Origin of the sequence: Nostoc linckia z4, from assembly GCF_002608075.1 — a bacterium.
Taxonomy (GTDB): Bacteria; Cyanobacteriota; Cyanobacteriia; order Cyanobacteriales; family Nostocaceae; genus Nostoc; species Nostoc linckia.
This window is the reverse complement of the sequence record NZ_LAHA01000070.1, coordinates 17,286-38,024: the sequence shown is the minus strand read 5'-3', so window position 1 is coordinate 38,024 and position 20,739 is coordinate 17,286. Positions and strand designations below refer to the sequence as shown.

The 20,739-nt window shown below is 41.7% G+C and carries 7 protein-coding genes; 5 read left to right on the top strand and 2 right to left on the bottom strand.

Annotated elements, in window-relative coordinates; translation table 11 throughout:
* Nucleotides 1-6: 6 nt before the first annotated feature.
* Nucleotides 7-1,185, bottom strand: a complete 1,179-nt coding sequence (gene devC / locus VF06_RS33415; RefSeq protein WP_099070490.1) for an ABC transporter permease DevC — start codon at nucleotides 1,183-1,185, stop codon at nucleotides 7-9.
* 136 nt (nucleotides 1,186-1,321) lie between these two features.
* Nucleotides 1,322-2,530, bottom strand: coding sequence for an ABC exporter membrane fusion protein (locus tag VF06_RS33410; protein WP_099070489.1), 1,209 nt, complete (start codon nucleotides 2,528-2,530; stop codon nucleotides 1,322-1,324).
* 2,369 nt (nucleotides 2,531-4,899) lie between these two features.
* On the opposite strand from VF06_RS33410, the gene VF06_RS33405 reads away from it, so the two are divergent.
* The 5 genes from VF06_RS33405 (at nucleotide 4,900) to VF06_RS33385 (ending at nucleotide 20,719) form a co-directional block, all read left to right on the top strand.
* The gene (locus VF06_RS33405) at nucleotides 4,900-10,422 is read left to right on the top strand and encodes a type I polyketide synthase (protein WP_099070488.1); all 5,523 of its coding nucleotides are present in this window, start codon (nucleotides 4,900-4,902) and stop codon (nucleotides 10,420-10,422) included.
* A gap of 118 nt (nucleotides 10,423-10,540) precedes the next feature.
* Nucleotides 10,541-12,268, top strand: coding sequence for an SDR family NAD(P)-dependent oxidoreductase (locus VF06_RS33400; RefSeq protein WP_099070487.1), 1,728 nt, complete (start codon nucleotides 10,541-10,543; stop codon nucleotides 12,266-12,268).
* Nucleotides 12,269-12,483: 215 nt separating this feature from the next.
* On the top strand, nucleotides 12,484-17,343 hold the full coding sequence (locus VF06_RS33395; RefSeq protein WP_099070486.1) for a PfaB family protein: 4,860 nt from the start codon (nucleotides 12,484-12,486) through the stop codon (nucleotides 17,341-17,343).
* A 185-nt stretch (nucleotides 17,344-17,528) separates the two neighbouring features.
* Nucleotides 17,529-19,202 (top strand): PfaD family polyunsaturated fatty acid/polyketide biosynthesis protein, encoded by a 1,674-nt coding sequence (locus VF06_RS33390; RefSeq protein WP_099070485.1) that lies wholly within the window; start codon nucleotides 17,529-17,531, stop codon nucleotides 19,200-19,202.
* A 2-nt stretch (nucleotides 19,203-19,204) separates the two neighbouring features.
* Nucleotides 19,205-20,719 carry a thioester reductase domain-containing protein gene (locus VF06_RS33385; protein WP_099070484.1) on the top strand — a complete coding sequence of 505 codons (1,515 nt, stop codon included), beginning with the start codon at nucleotides 19,205-19,207 and terminating at the stop codon, nucleotides 20,717-20,719.
* Nucleotides 20,720-20,739 lie beyond the last annotated feature (20 nt).

Here is a 20,739-nt window from a genome sequence, read left to right as displayed (position 1 = left end):
GTTTCCTTAGAAAATATCTCCTGGGTCTGCGGAACGGAGTTTATTGATGGCTAGTCCTCCGGAAGTGATGCATATTAAAACTGTTGATGTTAAGACCAATATTGCATTGTTAGCAGTCATAATGATTGGCAATTTAGTTGCCTCCATTGCAAAATCGTATAACAATACAGAAGTAATAAAGCCTGGAATATAACCTAAAATTGCTAGAATTAAAGCTTGTTGAAATACCACATTCAACAGATATCTATTGGCATAACCTATGGCTTTTAATGTGGCATAAGCAACGAACTGTGTAGCAATATTACTATAAAGAATTTGATAGACAATTACTACACCCACAACAGAAGCCATTGTCAACATTAGGTTAAGTATGAAACCAATGGGCGTTCTCACAGACCAATATTTCTTCTCAAAATCAATAAAGCCTTGGCGTGTAAAAACCTGCACATCATTTGGCAAACTTGCTTGCAAATCTTTTAGCACTGTTTGTGCATCACTACCAGGTTTGAGGGTTATCAAACCGACATCAATCATATCTGCTGGACGGGTGTTGGGATTTATCCTTAGGAAAGTTGAGTCACTGACAACCAAATTACCATCTACCCCGAAGGAAGGCCCTAAACTGAATAAGCCACCAATCCTGACTTTATAACCAATTAATGAATTAAAGGGAAATATTTCAATTGTCTGTTCTGTATCTCCCGCATCAAATTGTTCAGCTATGGGGCCAAATTCCGTGCGAGACATTCTGTCAAAAAGCATAACATCAGGAATTTTGAGCTTATCTAAATTTTGCTCAATTTCTGGAATGTTCATCACTGGTTTACCTGGGTCAAAACCAATAACATATATTGAATATTTTTCCCCAGTTACCGGATTTTTTAATTTGGCAAATTGCAAATACATAGGGCTAACAGACTCTACGCCATTAAACCCTAAAGCTTGATACAAACGAGTCCGGGAAAAGCTTTGATTTGAGGTCAAAGATTTATATTGCGAACTCACTAAAAATAAATCTCCTTTGAGATTTTGATGTACTGCCGTTGCACTAGAATAAAGAGCATCTTGAAAACCAAGTTGCACAAACATTAGCAGCACAATAAAAGCAATCCCGGCTACAGCTACTATTAAACGAACTTTTTGCTGGGCTAGCTGTAGCCATGCTAAAGGAATTTTAAAATTCATAAATTAGTTATTAGTCATTGGTCATTAAGAGTTAGGAATTAAGAGTTAGGAGTTAGGAGTTAGGAGTTAGGAATTAAGAGTTATTCGCCTTGTCTTCCTTGTCTCCCTTGTCTCCCTCATCTCCCCATGCCCTAAACTAAATCTGAATGGCGACATCTACTTGTAAGTTGGTTAAGCGTGCGACTCGTTCGCTGTCTGCGGGGTTATCGATGGAGATTTTGACTTCAACTATTCTGCGGTCTGTGTCTGAGCCTGGGTTGAGGCTGAAAATGCTTTGTTTGTCAACTAACCAGCCAATTTCTTTGACGGTTCCTTTTAATGTTCCAGGAAATGCAGTGCTGGTGATGTTGGCTTTTTGTCCGACACGCACTTTTTGAACGTCGGTTTGATATACCTCTGCAATGACATTCATTTGCGATGTTTTACCTATCTCAGCAAATCCAGTGCTGGTGCTAATTACTTCTCCGGTTTTGGCATGAATTTTCAAAATTTTGCCGTTGATGGGAGATTTTATATAACTTAAATCCAAGTCTGCTTTTGCTTGTTGAACGGAAGTTGTTGCACTGTTGACTTCAGTTTGTGCGACTTGCACATCTACGCTACGTACTTCGCTAATACTTTTGAGTTGGGCTTGTGCTTGCTTAAGTTGTTCTTGGTATGTGTCTTGGGTGCGTTGTTTGGTGGCTTGCGCTTCTGTGAGTTGCTGTTGTGTAGTTTTGAGTTGTAAAGCTTTGCTGTCTGCTACGGAAGCTGCGATCGCACCTTGTTTATATAATTGCTGATAGCGATTATTCTCGGCTTGAGCGTTATCTACCTCAGCCTGGACGCGGGCAATTGTAGCCTCTTGGGTAGCAATATCTCCTTTATATTGTGACTCTAAACGCGCGATCGCTGCTTTTTGAGCGTCAATATCTCCGGTTTTCGCCCCAGATTTCACCTGCGCTAATTTAGCTTTGCTAACTTGCAGTTGGTCTTTTGCTTGCTGCAATGCTGTTTTTGCACGACCATAAGTTTCTAGATACGCCAATACTTGCCCAGTCCTAACTGCTTCTCCTTCTTTGACTAACAGTTTTTCAACTCGCACGCCATTATTAGCATTGGGAGCATTTAAAGAAATCACTTCCCCATCTGGCTGCAAACGTCCCAAGGCTGTAACAGCAACTTTTGTCGGCGTGGTAGCTTTTGGAGGGTTAGCTACTGGTGTTTCAACTTTGGTTTTCGGCCAAAATGTTGCCCAGCTATATAAAGTAACTAATCCAGCCGCTAAGGTAATAGAAGCTGCTAAAATTAGTCGCGATCGCACAACGGGTTTTGTGAATAATCGGCTTTCTTTATTGACTGCCATATTTTCTTCCAATTCTTACTAGGGGATAGCTGATAAAATTTTGGATTTTAGATTTTGGATTTTGGATTTTGGATTGATAATTCAGAAGTCAAAATTCAGAATGAGCTACGCTAACACAAGTCAGAATTCAGAGAAAACTTTTAGCAGCAGTTTCCGCCATTGTTGCAGTTCACCGCAAGCATCACAAGTTCGAGAACCAAAAAATTTAAAGAATCAGGAAAAACATTTGATTGATAGACATACCAACCATAGTAAGCTCCTTCTAAATTTTGAATTCTGACTGCTAAATTCTGAATTGGAGAATTATGAATTCTGAATCCTTATGGTAGTGTTACTTGAAAGCTTCTTTAGTTATATCGTTACTTGTCCTCGAATCCAGTAGCGGAAAATACAATAGAGCCAGCCAGAAAACTTAACTATCAACAATAATGAAGCGCTGATAAATCAATTCAAAAAATTGAATAACCTTGTTCTTGAGTATGACGACAAATTTTTCATTTGTCAACCGTTTGATTGGGGATAAATCCTGATTTCATCATCGAAATATTTTTCCAGATTTAGCTGTAATTATCACGGGTATCAACTATCAAAATTCTTCTATTCACGTTTTTCAACATTCTGAAATCATGGTGACGCCATCAAAATAATAACAAAGTTTTGTTGATAATGTTGTGTAACGTAAGACATTAAGGACTTCCAACTAAAAAAATATTCCATAGAATACTGTTCACCGTTGACACTTAACAGTTAACAAGCAAGACCAAAAAATATGCAAAACCAATACAATTACAGCTTATGTTTACTAGACCTCTTGCACTCTTGTGGTCAAAGGGATGCATCTTTATTGGGGAAAGGGAAAATACCAAACATGCACCCCCTTTTCCCTACTTCTGCAAGAAGTTTACTATGCAACATATTCAAAATTAACAATTGCTTTATAGATAACTATTTTGCTTTTTGTTTATGTTTATATTATAAAATCATCAAAAATCTTAGTTGAATTATGCTCTTTTCTTGAAAAAAATACTTATAGCTCTGCCATCGATTCATGTGCCTATGTAATTATTACTTAATCGCTAGAAATTTCATAATGTGATGTTTCAAACTAATTTACATAGAAATCTGAGATATTTTTACATCCTATACATTTTTTGAGTAGAAAAATATACCAAAATGATTATTTTTACGCACAATAAATATCAACAATCATCTGATTTTTTATAAAAAAAGTTTAAAGTAATCATTTAGTTTCTATAAAGCATGTTATTGTTTTTATTAATTCAATGCTTAAAAGCTGTGAGGTAAATTAGTTATTTAATTAAGATTTTGAAGGTAAAAATAACTAAATCAAACTGCTTGGTCATCACCTTACTAACCTTTAATTAGTTTTTCACATTGCATAAATTGAGATTGAAGGTGATGTTTTTTGTAACGAACTTGTCAACTTTTCTAGGTCGAATCCCATAACATGTATTATCCTGGACGTTGAAACTGGCTATGACATTTATCAAGACACAGAACGCTGTCATTAACAAGAAAGAATTCAGAAGTCAGAATTCTCCAATTCAATTGGAGTGCAACTGGCGGATGGCGTAGGGTAAAGCCTGCGGTATGGCTTCCCTGAGAGCGAGTCCGCGAGGGTCTGAATCCATAGCATTGGGGAAGTCCAAAAAATAAATTATTCCAGTTGATGCGTTGACTGTGAACCGTCAACAGTCAGCAGCGAACAGTCTTCTATGGAATATTTTTTCACCTGGAAGTCCCTTGCTGAATTCTGAGTTCTTTTTTAATACCAGCTACATTGTTGCGGTTAGGCTTGAAAATCAAACTATTGCTGACGAACGAAAAAAGCGTTTCTGTTCTTTTAGCTACTGTTGAGTTTCTACTGTTCGGTGGAATACATCGCTGAGATTTTAAATTTTGATTTTGGATTATTTTTTGGGTTTATGGCTGACTTGTTTTTGGTAGAAGAAATCTCAAATAGCAAATCTCAAATCCAAAATCTCAAATCCAAAATTTGTTGGTCGCTACAATTTCAAGAATCAAGCGTTGCATAACATTTTTACACGATGTCTACGACGGGCTACGCCTACGCTGTGTGCCAAAATTGCCTGTAAACCTAAGGCTTTATTAGGGCAGTATGTCGTGTGGTGTTGATTGGGAGAACAGCAATTAGCGCAGATAACATTATGTTTGGTTGAAGACTTATTATTAAGACTGACGCAAAGACGCAGGGACGCGGAGAGATTTTAAGAATAAGTAATTATCCAAACTATAAGAGAGCTAATTGCTGACAACAAAGATTTTGATTAATTAGTAGGCAACAGAAATTACTGTATCTACACAATCCACAGTACTCACTATGCCCTATGTCTGCTCATTCAATTGATACTGCCTTAGCAGAGTTAGAGAGCCTGATTAACAATTGCGAACAGGCTGTAATTAGGTCTATAGAGGAAAAAAAGATGAGTTCAGGAAAATCAGTGTCGATCGACAAACTTAACAGACAATTACAACACAATCCTATCGCCATTGTGGGCATGGCTTCTCTATTACCTCAAGCCAGAAATTTACGGGAATATTGGCAAAATATAGTAAATAAAATTGATTGTATTACTGATGTTCCATCTACCCATTGGAGCGTCGAAGATTATTACGATCCAAATCCCAGAACGCCTGAAGATAAAACTTATTGTAAAAGAGGCGGCTTTATTCCAGAGGTAGATTTTAACCCGATGGAATTCGGCATTCCACCAAGCATTTTAGAGGTTACAGATGTATCGCAACTATTAAGTTTAGTGGTTGCAAAAGAAGCGATGGAAGATGCCGGCTATGGCGACCAACGCGAATTCAACCGCGAAATGGTTGGGGTAATTTTAGGCGTAGCCATGGCCAAGCAGTTAGGAATGCCGCTTTCTGCCAGGTTGGAATATCCCATTTGGGAAAAAGCCCTGAAAAGTAGCGGTTTATCTGACGAAGATACACAAAAAATCGTCGAAAAAATCAAAAGCGCCTACGTGAAATGGGACGAAAACGCCTTCCCTGGAATGTTGGCTAACGTAGTTGCGGGTAGAATTGCGAATCGTCTCAACTTTGGCGGGATGAACTGTGTAGTTGACGCCGCTTGTGCTAGTTCCTTCGGTGCTTTAAAAATGGCAATTAGCGAACTAGTCGAATATCGTTCTGACATGATGCTGACTGGTGGCGTTGACACGGACAACACCATCATGGCTTATATATCTTTCAGCAAAACACCAGCCGTTTCTCCCGGTGAAAATGTCAAACCCTTCGATGCTAAATCCGACGGGATGATGCTGGGTGAAGGTATCTGCATGATTGTCCTCAAACGTCTGGAAGATGCAGAACGGGACGGCGATAAAATCTATGCAGTCATTAAAGGTATTGGTACCTCCAGCGATGGACGCTACAAGAGTATTTATGCTCCCCGCAAGGAAGGACAAGTCAAAGCCTTAGAACGTGCTTATGAAGATGCAGGGTTTTCTCCCGCCACCGTTGGCTTGATGGAAGCACACGGTACCGGCACAATGGCTGGAGACCCCACAGAATTCGGTTCTTTGAGTGATTTCTTTGCTCAACATGACTCGAAAAAGCAGCATATCGCCTTGGGTAGCGTCAAATCCCAAATCGGACACACCAAAGCGGCTGCGGGTGCGGCGAGTTTGATTAAAACGGCTTTGGCGCTACATCATAAAGTATTACCGCCAACGATTAATATTACCGAGCCGAACCCCAAACTTAATATTAAAAATTCCGCCTTTTATTTGAATACCGAAACTAGACCTTGGATTCGTGCTGAAGGCGAAGCGCCAAGACGTGCGGGTGTAAGTTCCTTCGGCTTTGGCGGCACCAACTATCACGTGGTTTTAGAAGAATATCAAGCCGACCAAAATCACGCCTACCGCTTGCACAGTGGGGCTAATGAAGTGCTGGTGTTTGCTGCTACTCCGTCTCAATTGCTGGCTAAATCGGAAGATTTGTTAGCTAAATTGCGTTCGCCAGAAGCCAAAACACATTACGCAAAATTAGTCAATGAGTGCAAATCCTTAGAAATTCCTGTTTCTGCTGCCAGATTTGGATTTGTGGCACAGAACCTCGAAGAAACTTGCAAATTACTGCAAGTTAGCATTGACTGGCTGAAAAACAAAGGGTCAGCAGCATCTTGGGAACATCCCCAAGGGATTTATTACCGCGCCTCTGGTATGGAATTGGGTGGAAAAGTTGTCGCCTTATTCTCAGGTCAAGGTTCCCAATACTTGGAAATGGGACGGGAATTGGTGATGAATTTCCCGATGATGCAGCGTCTACATGGCTATATGGATAGCCTGTTGCTCAAAGATAACTTGCAGCCGCTATCGGAAATTGTTTTTCCCCATCCTGTGTTTGAAGAGGCAGAGAAAAATGCCCAAATTGCTGCCCTACAACGCACAGAATACGCTCAACCAGCCATTGGGGTTTTGAGTGCAGGGATGTACACCATACTGCAACAAGCTGGATTCAGGTCAGATTTTGTTGCCGGTCACAGCTTCGGAGAAATCACAGCATTGTGGGCTGCGGGAGTTTTGACTACCGAAGATTACCTATTCTTGGTGAAAGCTAGGGGTCAAGCAATGGCGGCGCCGGAAGACCCAGACCACGATGCAGGTAGTATGCTGGCTGTCAAAGAAGACATCAGCAAAATTGAAGCAGTACTGAAACATTTTCCCCAAGTTGCGATCGCCAATCAAAATTCGCCAAATCAATATGTCTTAGCCGGCCCCACCGCAGAAATCGCTAAAGTCCGTCAGGCTTTACAAGACAAAGGATATACGGCTGTATTGTTGCCCGTCTCGGCAGCATTCCACACACCATTGATTGCCTTTGCTCAGAAATCCTTTGCGATCGCTACTAAGTCTGTCAAATTCGAGAATCCCAAAATCCCCGTTTACAGCAACGTCACCGGCAAACAGTATCCCAAAGAACCGCAAGCGATTCAAAAAATCCTCGAAACGCACCTTTCCAACTCCGTGCTGTTCAAGCAGGAAATTGAAAGCATCTATGCAGCAGGCGGTACTTGCTTCGTGGAATTCGGGCCGCGGAGAATTTTGACCAACTTAGTAAAAGAAATTCTTGGCGATCGCCCGCATCTTACCGTATCTTTGAACCCTAGTACTCAGAAAAATAGCGATCGTTCCTTACGGGAAGCAGTTGTGCAGTTGCGGGTAATCGGTATGGCTTTGAGCAACCTCGACCCCTACCAAGTTCCCCAAACTATACCTGCGATCGAACAGAAGAAGGCTATAAATGTACGTCTAAACGGCATCAACTACAGATCCGAAAAAACCAAAAACGCCTTCGCCCAAGCTTTGCAAAACGGTCATAAAGTTACATTACCTGCGGTTTCATCTGAAAATTCAGCGAAACCAAATCAGCCTATCCCCTCTGAAACTGCGGCTCCTTTATTTACCAGCCTAGATGTGGCTCGAACTCTGCCAGTAACAGAGACTAACGGACATAAAAAAACACCCCCTATCGCTACCCCATCAATGAACGGTGTGACTTCTCATATAGCTACCCAACCAGAGCAGCAAATGAGTCCTGTGACCCTTTTAAGTCAACCAGCCCAGGAATCTAAGATGCAACCAACACCCGAAAAACTTACAAATTACCAACAACTTTTAGAAAGTTTAGAATACCTCCTGACACAGTTCCAGCAAAATCAATCTGAGAATTTACAAGCTCACGGAGCTTATCTCAACCATCAAATGGAATACGCCAAAGCGTTCTTCCAACTGATGCAGCAACAAAATGCGCTCTTGAGTGAAAGTAAATCTACAGCCGAAACCACCAAGCTCAAACAAGTTGTCATGGAAAGCTTGGAACGCAGCATGATGCAGTTTCACTCCCAACAAGGTGAAACCCTACGCATTCACGAGCAATATCTCCAAGAACAACTGGAATATACAAAAAACTTTTTCCAACTCATACAGCAAGAGTATTCTCAAATCATCTCAGAAGATGGAGCCGCTGAACTCACAGAGAAACTCAGCAACGGTGCAGGACATCATTTCATCCCCTTCACCACACAAACAACCGTCACCGAAGAGGCACCAGTACCCTCCACTACCAAGATAGTAGAAGCTTTACCCTCACCTGTAACTGAGCCAGTAGCGAAAAACGGCAACGGCTCAACACATACCCAAGCACCCCTCCCTGCTCCCAAGGTAGTACCTGTAGTCGAAACCCCGGTAATCCCCCAATTAGTACAGCCTGTAGTTGAAACTCCAGTACTTCCCCAAATAGTACAGCCTGTAATCGAAACCCCTGTACTTCCCGCAGACGCGATTCATCGCGTCTCTACCCAATCCCCAATCACCAGTCCCCAATCCCCAGTCCCCAGTCCCCAGTCACCAATCCCCAGTCCCGAACCCCCAGTCCCCAATGCAACCATTGATATTGTTGACTTGGATAAAAACCTCCTAGCCATCACCAGCGACAAAACGGGCTACCCGGTAGAAATGCTGGAAATGGATATGGACATGGAAGCAGACTTGGGAATTGATTCCATCAAACGGGTGGAAATCTTGGGAGCGTTGCAGGAAATGTATCCTAACCTACCCAAGCCCAACTTAGAAGAACTAGCAGAAAAACGCACCATCGGTCAAGTGGTAGAATATCTGCAATCCTTTGCTGCTAAAAGCGTTTCTGTAGAAGTTGTAATTCACGAAGTACAACAACCAGTAGAAACTCTAGCGCCGGAAGTACAACAAGTAGTAGAAACTCCAGCAGAAGTTACACCTGAAGTCAGCGTGGTTGTTGCATTCACTCCACAACCAGAAGCAGAACCCGCAGCCGCAACTAATGAATTTCCAGATTTAGCCCAAACCTTACTAGCCATCACCAGCGATAAAACCGGCTATCCGGTGGAAATGCTGGAACTAGAAATGGACATGGAAGCCGACTTGGGGATTGACTCCATCAAACGGGTAGAAATCTTAGGGGCGATGCAAGAAATGTACCCCGACTTACCCAAACCGAATATAGAGGATTTGGGAGAACTCCGCACCATCGGTCAAATAGTTGATTACCTACAGCAGCTAGCTGGAGGTGAAAAAAAAAAGTATGAGTCTGAGTTTGTCCAGCAGCCACCGGAATTAGAGTCTAGTATCCAGCGCTATCCTGTCAAACTCAGAACGCTACCAAAACCCGATCGCTTGGATTTCACGTTACCAGAGGGATACATCACTTTAATTACCGATGATGGTTCCCTCACTACTGCCAAATTAACTGAATCCTTAATTGCCGAAGGCTCGAAAGTAGTAGTTATCGGCTTCCCCCAATCCTTGATTCCCCAACAATCGCCCTTACCCGCAGGAGTAACCCGCGTCACCTTGGCAAACTTGAGCGAAGAACATCTCCAACAACAACTAGAAGCGATCGCTACTCACTGCGGTAAGGTTGGGGCTTTCATCCATCTACATCCTGTTTTTGTATCAAATAACACCGGAACAATTCCCTACATCGAACAAGAAAAGGCGATCGTCAAGCACGTATTCTTGATGGCGAAACACCTCAAACCTGCTCTCACCGAAGCGGCACAACATGGACGTAGTTGTTTTTGCACAGTCGCTCGTCTCGATGGTGGCTTCGGTTTAGATTATAAAGTCAACTTCGGAGCGATCGCCGCTGGTTTATTTGGGTTAACTAAAACCCTGAGATGGGAATGGCCAAAAGTGTTTACACGAGCGATCGATTTAAGTCCCAGAATTGACGCTCAACAGTCAGTAAACCACATTATTGCCGAACTTCACGACCCCAATCTTTATATCGGTGAAGTTGGGTATGGTTCGCAAGGACGAGTCACTTTAATTGCCAATCCAAAAGTAGGCGGCTAATCACTCCATCTCTTCTCTCTGCGCTCTCTGCGCCTCTGCGGTTTTTTTTACGAACCACAGAGACGCAGAGGACACAGAGGAGGAAAAAACAAATTTATACATTTTTTTACGAGGATTTATGAGCAAAACAGCCCAGCTTAGTCCATCATCTGTTTTTGTCGTTAGCGGCGGTGCAAAAGGGATTACGGCTGAGTGTACTATCAAATTAGCCCAGCAACAACCCTGTAAATTTATTCTTCTCGGTCGCTCTGAATTATTAGAAACTGAGCCAGATTTTGCTCAAGGTTGTGAAGAATCAGCATTGAAAAAACGCATCATGGAAAATCTTCTTGCCCAAGGAGAGAAACCCACACCCATGAATGTGCAAAAAATATATAACAAAATTACCTCCAGCCGCGAAATTAAAAAGACCCTCGCAGCAATTGAAAAAGCAGGAGCTAAAGCCGAATATATTAGCGTTGATGTTACAGATACAGAGGCTTTACAGGACAAACTGGCTAATGCTGTACAACGTTTGGGGTCAATTACAGGCATTATACATGGTGCTGGAAATTTAGCCGATAAATTAATTGAAAAGAAAACAGAAGAGGATTTTGAAAAAGTTTATACCGCCAAAGTTAAGGGATTAGAAAACCTATTGGGTTGTATTAATCCTAATCAACTTCAGCATTTAGTTTTGTTTTCTTCAGTAACAGGATTTTACGGAAACATTGGTCAATCGGATTATGCGATCGCCAATGAAATCCTCAATAAATCAGCGCATATTTTCAAACAACAATATCCCTCATGCCACGTAGTAGCAATTAACTGGGGAGCTTGGGACAGTGGGATGGTATCACCAGAACTCAAAAAAGCTTTTGCCGAACGAGGAGTTGAAGTGATTCCCGTAGAAGCTGGGACAAAAATGTTAGTTAACGAATTGCATCCCGCCTATCAAGATAATACACAAGTCGTCATTGGCAGCCCTTTAGTACCCTTAGCTAGAGAGTTAGATTCCGAACTCCACAGCTATCGTTTGCGCCGGCGCATGACATTAGAAGAAAATCCATTTTTATTGGATCATGTAATAGCTGGTTCTCCAGTATTACCCGCTACGTGCGCTCTCTCATGGATGATAGATTATTGCGAACAACTTTATCCAGGATACAGATTTTTTGCTGCTCAAGATTTCAAAATTTTGAAAGGAATTACTTTCAACGAAACTCTAGCAAATGAATATATTGTAGACGTTGAAGAAGTTTCTAAAACTAACGGTCAACAGATTACATTCAACACCAAAATTTCAAGTAAAAATCCTGCTGGCAAAACATTTTATCATTTCAGCGCCCAAATCCAACTATTACTAGAAATACCCACAGTCCCAATTTACGATGCAGTTAATTTAGAACAGGATAATATCATCACTCTCACTGGTAAATCTTTTTATCAAAATGGAGAAGCTACATTATTTCATGGCAAAGCTTTTCAAGAAATCCAAAAAGTTTTAAATATCACCCCAGAAAAAATCACTACACAATGCCTGTGGGAAGGAATTTCACAGAAACAACAAGGACAATTTCCAGTCCAATGGGTCAACCCATATACAACTGACCTAAGTATGCACGCACTCTGGGTTTGGACACAACACTTCCACCAAGAAGGTTGCTTACCCGGACAAGTCGCAAAATACGAACAATTTGCAGCCACACCACAAAACGAACCCTTCTACGTCTCCTGCGAAGTCAAATCCAAAACCCCCAGTAGCGCCACCGCCGACATCATCATCCACAACCACCAAGGCCAAATCTACTCACGCCTCCTCGGAGCCAGAGCCATCATCTGGTCAATGAAACTACTCAGAAGCTAACTCTCCTCTCCTCCTCTCTATGAAAATGCGCCTAATTATCATGAGAAAACCTCAGCGAACCTTTGCGCTAACCTCCGCGAACCTTTGCGTTTAAAAAAGCTAGAATTTGGCACAGCTTCACAAAGAAACGGCATAAAACATCTTTCAAGTTTGGGGAACAACGTAAATCCTGCCTTTTGCTCATCCCTAATACCCAAACCTTGAGGATAAAAATAATGGAAAAAATCGCCATTATCGCATTGTCATGTCTATTCCCCGATGCCAAAAACCCCGAAGAATTCTGGCAAAATATCATCAATAAAAAAGACTCCACCTCATCTGCAACCATCCAAGAATTTGGAGTAGATCCAGAAATCTTCCACCATCCACTCAAAGGTACACCAGATAAAACATATTCCCTGAAAGGTGGATACATCCGCAACTTTGAATTTGACCCATCCGGCTACAATCTACCACCAGAATTACTTGCCAGTTTAGATAACACCTTCAAATGGTCATTGTACGCCGCCAAACAAGCAATTCTCCAAAGCGGTTATTGGGGCAATCAAAGTGTTCTCTCCAAATGCGGTGTAATTTTGGGAAACCTTTCATTCCCCACAAAACTTTCCAATCAATTATTTTCTCCCATCTACCAAAAAACCATCACACCTGCCCTCAAAGAACTTTTACAACTTCCAGATTTAGATTTACCCACTCTACCAATTGCCAATCAAGCATCTTTATATAATGCGATGATTTCCGGCTTACCAGCAGCCATAATCGCTCAAGCCTTATCATTATCCCGCATTAACTTATGTCTTGATGCTGCTTGTTCCTCATCATTTTATGCCATTAAACTGGCTTCTCATTATTTGCGATCGCACAAAGCCGATGTCATGTTAGCCGGAGCCATCAGCAGTGCAGATTCTCTATTTGTGCGGATGTTATTTTCTGGCGTTCAAGGATTTCCAGAAAACGGTCTTAGCCGTCCCTTAGATAAATCATCCAGAGGTCTAATTCCCGCCGATGGTGTTGGCGTGGTGATGCTCAAGAGGTATTCCGATGCTGTCAGAGACGGCGATAAAATTCTTGCTACCATCTGCGGCAATGGGCTCTCAAATGATGGTAAAGGAAAGCATTTACTCAGCCCCAATCCCAAAGGACAAATCCTTGCTTTTGAGAGAGCTTATAATGAGGCAAAAATTAATCCTCAAAGCATCGATTATTTAGAGTGTCATGCTACTGGCACATTATTAGGAGATACAACAGAATTTAATTCTATCGAAACATTCTTTGGTCAACATCAAGCCGCACCTTTAATAGGTTCTGCTAAAGCAAATACCGGTCATTTATTAACTGCGGCTGGTATGGTTGGCTTGACCAAAGTAATCTTAAGTATGTCCAACGGTGTCATTCCACCGACTCTCAATGTAACTGAACCCATAGCTACAGAAAACAGTAAAATTTCCCCCGACAAAATTGTTAAAACCGCTACAGCATGGCCTAATAATAACACTGCAATAAAACGGGCTGCTATCAGTGCTTTTGGTTTTGGCGGTACTAATTCTCATCTGATTTTAGAACAAGTGGAAGAGGACACAGGGACACGGGGACACGGAGACACGGGGAAAGAGAATGCAGGGACACAAAAAGATGAGGACACAGAAACTTCTTTCTCCGCGTCCCCGCGTCTCCCCATCTCCGCATCTTCTTCCCTCTCCGCGTCCCCGCGTCTCCCCATCTCCGCGTCTTCTTCTAAACTTGCCATTGTCGGCATGGATGCCTTTTTCGGCAAATGCAATGGTTTAGATGCTTTTGAACGTTCGATTTATGATGGCACTCAGCATTTTGTTTCTTTACCGCCGCAAAGATGGCAGGGTATAGAAAACCAAGAAAATTTACTCAAAGAGTATGGTTTACCAGAAGGTAAAGCACCAGTAGGGGCGTACATTCAAGATTTTGAAATCGATACATTAGCGTGTAAAATTCCACCGAATGAAGTAGATAAATTAAATCCACAGCAATTACTACTTCTGAAAGTGAGCGATCGCGCCCTCAAAGATGCGAAAATCCCAGAAGGTAGCAACGTCGCAGTTATCATTGCCGCCGAAACAGAATTATCTGTACATCAACTACAGCAAAGATGGAATTTGCCTTGGCAAGTTAAAGAAGGCTTACTGAGTCAAGAAATCTCTTTACCCAACGAACAGCAAACTCAACTCGAAACCATCGTCAAAGATAGCCTTCATCATCCAGTAGAAATCGGCGAATATGTCAGCCACATCGCCAACATCATGGCAAGTCGCATTTCTGCTTTGTGGAACTTCACCGGGCCAGCATTTACAATGACAGCTGGCGAAAATTCCGCCCTCAAAGCTTTAGAAGTCGCACAAATGCTACTAGCTGCGGGAGAAGTTGACGCTGTGGTTGTTGGTGCCGTTGACTTGGCTGGCGGTGTCGAAAACGTCTTACTGCGAAGCCAAATGGCTAAGGTGAATACGGGTATCAATACCTTGAGTTACGACCAAAACGCAGACGGCTGGACAGTAGGCGAAGGTGCGGGTGCAGTTGTTCTCAAACGTCATGACACCGCCCTAGAAAATGCGGAACGCATCTATGCAGTTATTGATGCCGTTAGCATCGGACAAGCTAATTCCACGGTGGTAGACGGCGAAACCATCAGCCAAGTCTGCAAACAAGCTTTCGACATTGCAGGTATCCAACCCACAGAGGTAAACTACCTGGAAGTTTGCGGTAGTGGTATTCCCCAGGAAGATGCAGCCGAAATTACAGGTTTACTGCAAGCTTATCCGCCAGTAGGAGATGGGTTGCACTGTGCAATTGGTAGCGTCAAAGCAAATATCGGTCACACCTACGTGGCTTCGGGAATTGCCAGCCTGATTAAAAACGCTCTTTGTTTGTATCACAGGTACATACCCGCTACCCCCAACTGGTCTGGTGTGAAAACGCCGCAAGTATGGCAAGGCAGTCCTTTCTATGTGGCTACAGAATCAAGACCTTGGTTTTTAGGGAAAAACGCTAAATCGAGGGTTTCGGCACTAAATAGTATTGGCTGTGACGGCAGTTTTGCCCATGTCATCTTATCAGAAGAAGGTAGCCAAGAAGAACGCAGCAGCCGATATTTAGAAGAAAAACCTTTCTGTCTTTTCCCCATCCCGGCTGATGATAGCTCAAGTTTATTTGCAGCTTTGGATAATTTCCAAAAAATCATCGAAAATTCTGCTTCTCTCAAAGCAATTGCTAGCGAATATTTTGAGAACTTTCAAAAACAATCGGCTGCAAAATATGTCCTATCAATTACAGGACGCAACCAAAAAGAATTACTCAAAGAAATCGAATCTGCACGTAAAGGTGTAAATAATGCCTTTGAACGTGGAGGAGATTGGCAAACTCCTGTTGGTAGTTATTTCACCGCTAAACCACTGGGTAAAAAAGGTGAAATTGCTTACATTTATCCGGCAGCAGTTAATTCTTATCTTGGCATCGGTCGCACGCTATTTCGCTTATTTCCCAGAGTCTTCAACGACTTAATGGTTAAAAGTATTTACAAACGCGCTGCTGATGTTGAACCGCTAGTTTTTCCCAGAAGTTTGAAAAAATTCACTACTAGGGAACTAGAAACACTAGAAAAGAAATTGCTAGATGATTCTCTAGCAATGTTTGAAGCCGAAATGTTTTGCACCAGATTACTCACCACGATTATTCGTGATGATTTTCAAGTTAAACCTAAATATATTTTTGGGTATAGCTTGGGTGAAACAAGCATGATGGTCGCCCAAGGAGTTTGGAGCAATTTTTATGAAGGTAGTAGCAGCTTCAACTCATCAGCTTTATTTGGCGATAGATTATCCGGGCCGAAAAATGCTGTGCGTGAGTATTGGGGACTACCAAAAATTCCCTCGGCTTCAGACAATAATCTTTGGGGTAACTATGTTTTAATGGCTAGCCCAGAGCAAGTAAGGGAATGTCTAAAAAATGAACAGCGTGTTTACTTAACTCAGATTAATACACCGGAAGAAGTATTAATTGCTGGCGAACCAGAAGCCTGTCAGCGAGTCATAAAAACCTTGGGGTGTAATGCTTTCCCGGCTCCCTTCGATCATGTGATTCACAGCGAAACAATGCGTTCTGAATATGGTGAATTGGTGAAATTAAACACTTTACCATCACAAAATATTCCTGGCGTTGTATTTTATTCTGCTGCTGAATATCAACCAATTAAACTTGAGAGTGGCGAAATTGCCCGTAGTATTGCTACAGGTCTTTCTCAACAATTAGACTTTCCCAGATTAGTTAATCGCCTCTACGCTGATGGTGCCAAAATATTCATTGAAGCTGGTGCAGGTAATGTCTGTTCTCGCTGGATTGATAAGATTCTCCAAGGTAAAGAACACATTACAGTATCTCTAAATCGTAGAGGTATGGATGACCATACTGCTTTTGTCAAAGCACTGGCAAAACTAGTTAGCCACCAGGTAGATGTTGATTTATCGCCACTATATAGTGTTGCCCAAACTACCAATCAAAGTAAAGCAACTCTGAGAACTGTAACCTTAGGCGGACAATCAATTACTGATAGCATTTTGACTGAAGATAACCGCCAAATATTTGGGAATTTAGTTGAGAAATGTAAAGGCGATCGCCCCAAAATCCAGCCTCAAATTTTACCCAACTCCTCATTAGAAATTCCCAGCGAAATCTCCTCCCAAACAACTAATCCCGATCGCATTCCACCCTCCCCTCTCCACCCTGAAAAAGTTGCAGCGAAAAATATCATTAATAACGTTTTTGAATTTAAACAAGAAGTAAAATCTTCTGAGTCAACCGCAATTGAACAAACAACCACTCAACCTACTTTTTCTCCTCCAACCACCACTCGAAAACTTCGTAGAATCATCCACATGTCAGATTTAAATAAATCTCAGTATCAAAAACTCAACGCTAACAACTCCAAGATAACTAAAGCACACACAGCCTTCCTACAAGCCAGACAAGAATTTAGCAAGCAAATGAGTGAAATCATCCAACTCCAATTAGCCTGCGCCCAAAACTTACTCGAAGAAGAATCCAAATAATCTATCTTTCAATAGGGGAAAACTTCAAGGATAAAACAAAATTCTCCTTCTTTCCCCTCCTCATATTAACCTCAGCGTACCTTTGCGCTAACCTCAGCGTACCTTTGCGTTGAAAAATAAATCTTTCAGCACATAACATTCCTTCCTCTTCTTTTCTCACGCTAACAATTCGAGGGACAACTGCTGTGACAACCGTAGATACGGTACTAAGTAAACACGATAACGGCCTGAACTTCTCCCCCTGGTTCCCCACTCAAAACCAAATTTGGAAAGGTTCACTAGAATCTATATCTTTCGACCAACAAACCATCAAAAACAAATTGATGGTATTAGATAAACCTTGCTACATCGTGAAAGTTGCCGGAAAAATCGGTGTCACCAACGAGGGATATTTATCCCCCACTGAAAATGGCACAACAGCACAAGTAGACCTGTTAACATTTCTTCCACCAGTCAGAATTCAACAACTAGGAGATCCCAACTTCCTCTCCTTTCATAATGTCAAATATGCCTACGCTACCGGTGCAATGGCTGGCGGAATTGCATCAGAAGAAATGGTCATTGCACTCGGAAAAGCCCAAATCTTAAGTTCATTTGGCGCAGGTGGTTTAAGTCCAGACCGCTTAGAAGCAGCCATTAAAAAAATTCAACAAGCCTTACCCCAAGGCCCTTACGCATTTAATTTAATTCACAGTCCCAGCGAACCCGCAATTGAACGCCGTGCTGTAGATTTATATCTCAAATATCAGGTAAAAACAGTAGAAGCATCTGCATTTCTAGATTTAACTCCCAACATTGTCTACTATCGCGTAGCAGGTTTGGGATTAAATGACGCCAATCAAATTGAAATCAGAAATAAAGTCATTGCCAAAATTTCCCGCCGAGAAGTTGCTACAAAATTTATGCAACCGGCGCCACCCAGAATTCTCAAAGAACTTCTCCAACAAGGATTAATTACAGACTTACAAGCAACTCTGGCCGCTAAAGTTCCGATGGCTGATGATATCACCGTCGAAGCTGATTCTGGCGGTCATACAGATAACCGTCCCTTGGTTTGTTTGCTACCTTCTATTGTTGCTTTACGGGACGAAATTCAAGCCCAATATCATTATCAAATACCCATTCGAGTGGGAGTAGCAGGTGGAATTGGTACCCCAGAATCAGCATTAGCCGGTTTCATGATGGGTGCTGCTTATATAGTAACTGGTTCTATAAATCAATCATGCATTGAATCTGGAGCTTGTGAGCATACAAAAAAATTACTTGCTCAAGCAGAAATGGCTGATATGATGATGGCACCAGCCGCGGATATGTTTGAAATGGGAGTCAAATTGCAAGTCCTCAAACGGGGTACAATGTTCCCCATGCGGGCGCAAAAATTATTTGAACTCTATCGTGCTTATGACTCAATTGAAGACATTCCTCTGGCAGAAAGAGAGAAATTAGAAAAACAAGTTTTCCGCAAAACTATTGCTGAAGTTTGGGAAGGAACGGCAGCTTATTTATCCCAAAGAAATCCAGAAAAATTGGGTAAAGCCGTTAATAATCCTAAGCTAAAAATGGCGTTGATTTTCCGCTGGTATTTAGGATTATCTTCTCGCTGGTCTAATTCTGGTGAAAAAGGTCGAGAAGTCGATTATCAAATTTGGTGCGGGCCAGCAATGGGTAGCTTCAATGACTGGGTAAAAGGTTCTTACCTGTCTGACCCAAATAATCGCCGAGTAGTTGATGTTGCTGACCAAATTATGACTGGCGCAGCCTTTTTATATCGCATCCAAAGTTTGAAAATTCAAGGGCTGCAACTCTCTAATTATTACAGTCAATATCAACCAGTACGTTCTACATTATTGGAGATTTAAAAATGACTTTAAAACAGTCTTTTACCGCCGCAGATATTCAGCATTTTTTAGTATCTAATTTAGCGGAATTGCTAGGTGTTGAACCTGCTGAAATTGACATCGAAGAACATTTAGAAAACTATGGCTTGGATTCCGCCCAAGCAATGATTCTAGTAAGTAAATTAGAAAAATTGCTCGGATTTCAACCATCTCCACTGCTGTTATGGCATTACCCAAATATTGCCTCCCTTTCCCAGCGTCTAGCCGAAGAACTACAAGAAGATTCAGCGATTCAAGATACAAAATCAGCATCTTCTAACGTCAATACTACCCCCTTGATTTTAGATTTAGGTGCTGAGGCTGTTCTTGACCCTACAATTAATCCTGGTGCTGCTGCTAATTTACCTATAGGCGAACCGAAAAACATCTTTTTAACCGGAGGAACAGGCTTTTTAGGAGCCTTTATTATCCGGGAATTACTACAGGAAACTAAGGCAGATATCTATTGTTTAGTCCGTGCTGATAGTGTTGAAGCAGGCAAGACTAAACTGCAAAATAATCTCCAGCAATATGCAATTTGGCAGGAAGAATATAATTCTCGAATTATTCCTGTAGTTGGCGATTTATCTTTGCCATTGTTAGGTCTTGGTTTAGAACAATTTCAAATCTTAGCTGCCAAAATTGATACTATCTATCATAGCGGTGCTTTGCTGAATTATGTTTATCCCTATTCGGCATTGAAAGCTGCTAACGTTTTGGGAACTCAAGAAGTTTTAAGATTAGCTTGTCAAATTAAAGTCAAGCCGGTACATTACGTTTCCAGTGTTGCTGTTTTTGAATCACCTGTTTATGCTGGTAAGGTTGTCAAAGAACAGGATGAATTCAGTCATTGGGAAGGTATTTATCTTGGCTACTCCCAAACAAAATGGGTAGCTGAAAGATTAGTTAAAATTGCCCGTGACAGAGGACTTCCTGTAACTATCTATCGTCCACCTCTGATTTCTGGAGATAGCAAAACAGGGATTTGTAACACCCATGACTTTATTAATTTGATGGCCAAGGGCTGTCTACAAATGGGAAGTTTCCCCGATGTAGAATATATGATGGATATGTCTCCTGTGGACTATGTGAGTCAAGCCATCGTCTATCTATCACGCCAAAAGGAATCTATAGGTAAGGCTTTCCATTTACAACATCCCCAACCTGCGCCGTTGAAAGTTTTAGTTGACTGGATACGTTCTTTTGGTTATTCAGTTGAGATGATTCCCTACGAAAAATGGCAATCAGAGTTAATCAATAATGTGTCTTCTGTAGACAATCCTTTGTATACTCTGCGACCCTTTTTACTGGAACGTTGGTCTGATGAACAATTGACTATTCCGGATTTGTACTTGCAAGCTAGAAGACCACATATTAGTTGCCAAGATACGCTTCACGCATTAGCAGGAAGTTCTATTGCTTGCCCAACAATTGATTCTCAATTGTTTATGACTTATACCGCTTATTTGATTCAAAGCGGATTCTTGAATCTCGCTTAGAAAGACAGGCAATTTTAGAT

Bases quoted from the DNA above. Each gene is read 5' to 3' on its own strand.
- devC (WP_099070490.1), bottom strand. From the start codon at position 1,185: ATGAATTTTAAAATTCCTTTAGCATGGCTACAGCTAGCCCAGCAAAAA.
- VF06_RS33410 (WP_099070489.1), bottom strand. From the start codon at position 2,530: ATGGCAGTCAATAAAGAAAGCCGATTATTCACAAAACCCGTTGTGCGA.
- VF06_RS33405 (WP_099070488.1), top strand. From the start codon at position 4,900: ATGTCTGCTCATTCAATTGATACTGCCTTAGCAGAGTTAGAGAGCCTG.
- VF06_RS33400 (WP_099070487.1), top strand. From the start codon at position 10,541: ATGAGCAAAACAGCCCAGCTTAGTCCATCATCTGTTTTTGTCGTTAGC.
- VF06_RS33395 (WP_099070486.1), top strand. From the start codon at position 12,484: ATGGAAAAAATCGCCATTATCGCATTGTCATGTCTATTCCCCGATGCC.
- VF06_RS33385 (WP_099070484.1), top strand. From the start codon at position 19,205: ATGACTTTAAAACAGTCTTTTACCGCCGCAGATATTCAGCATTTTTTA.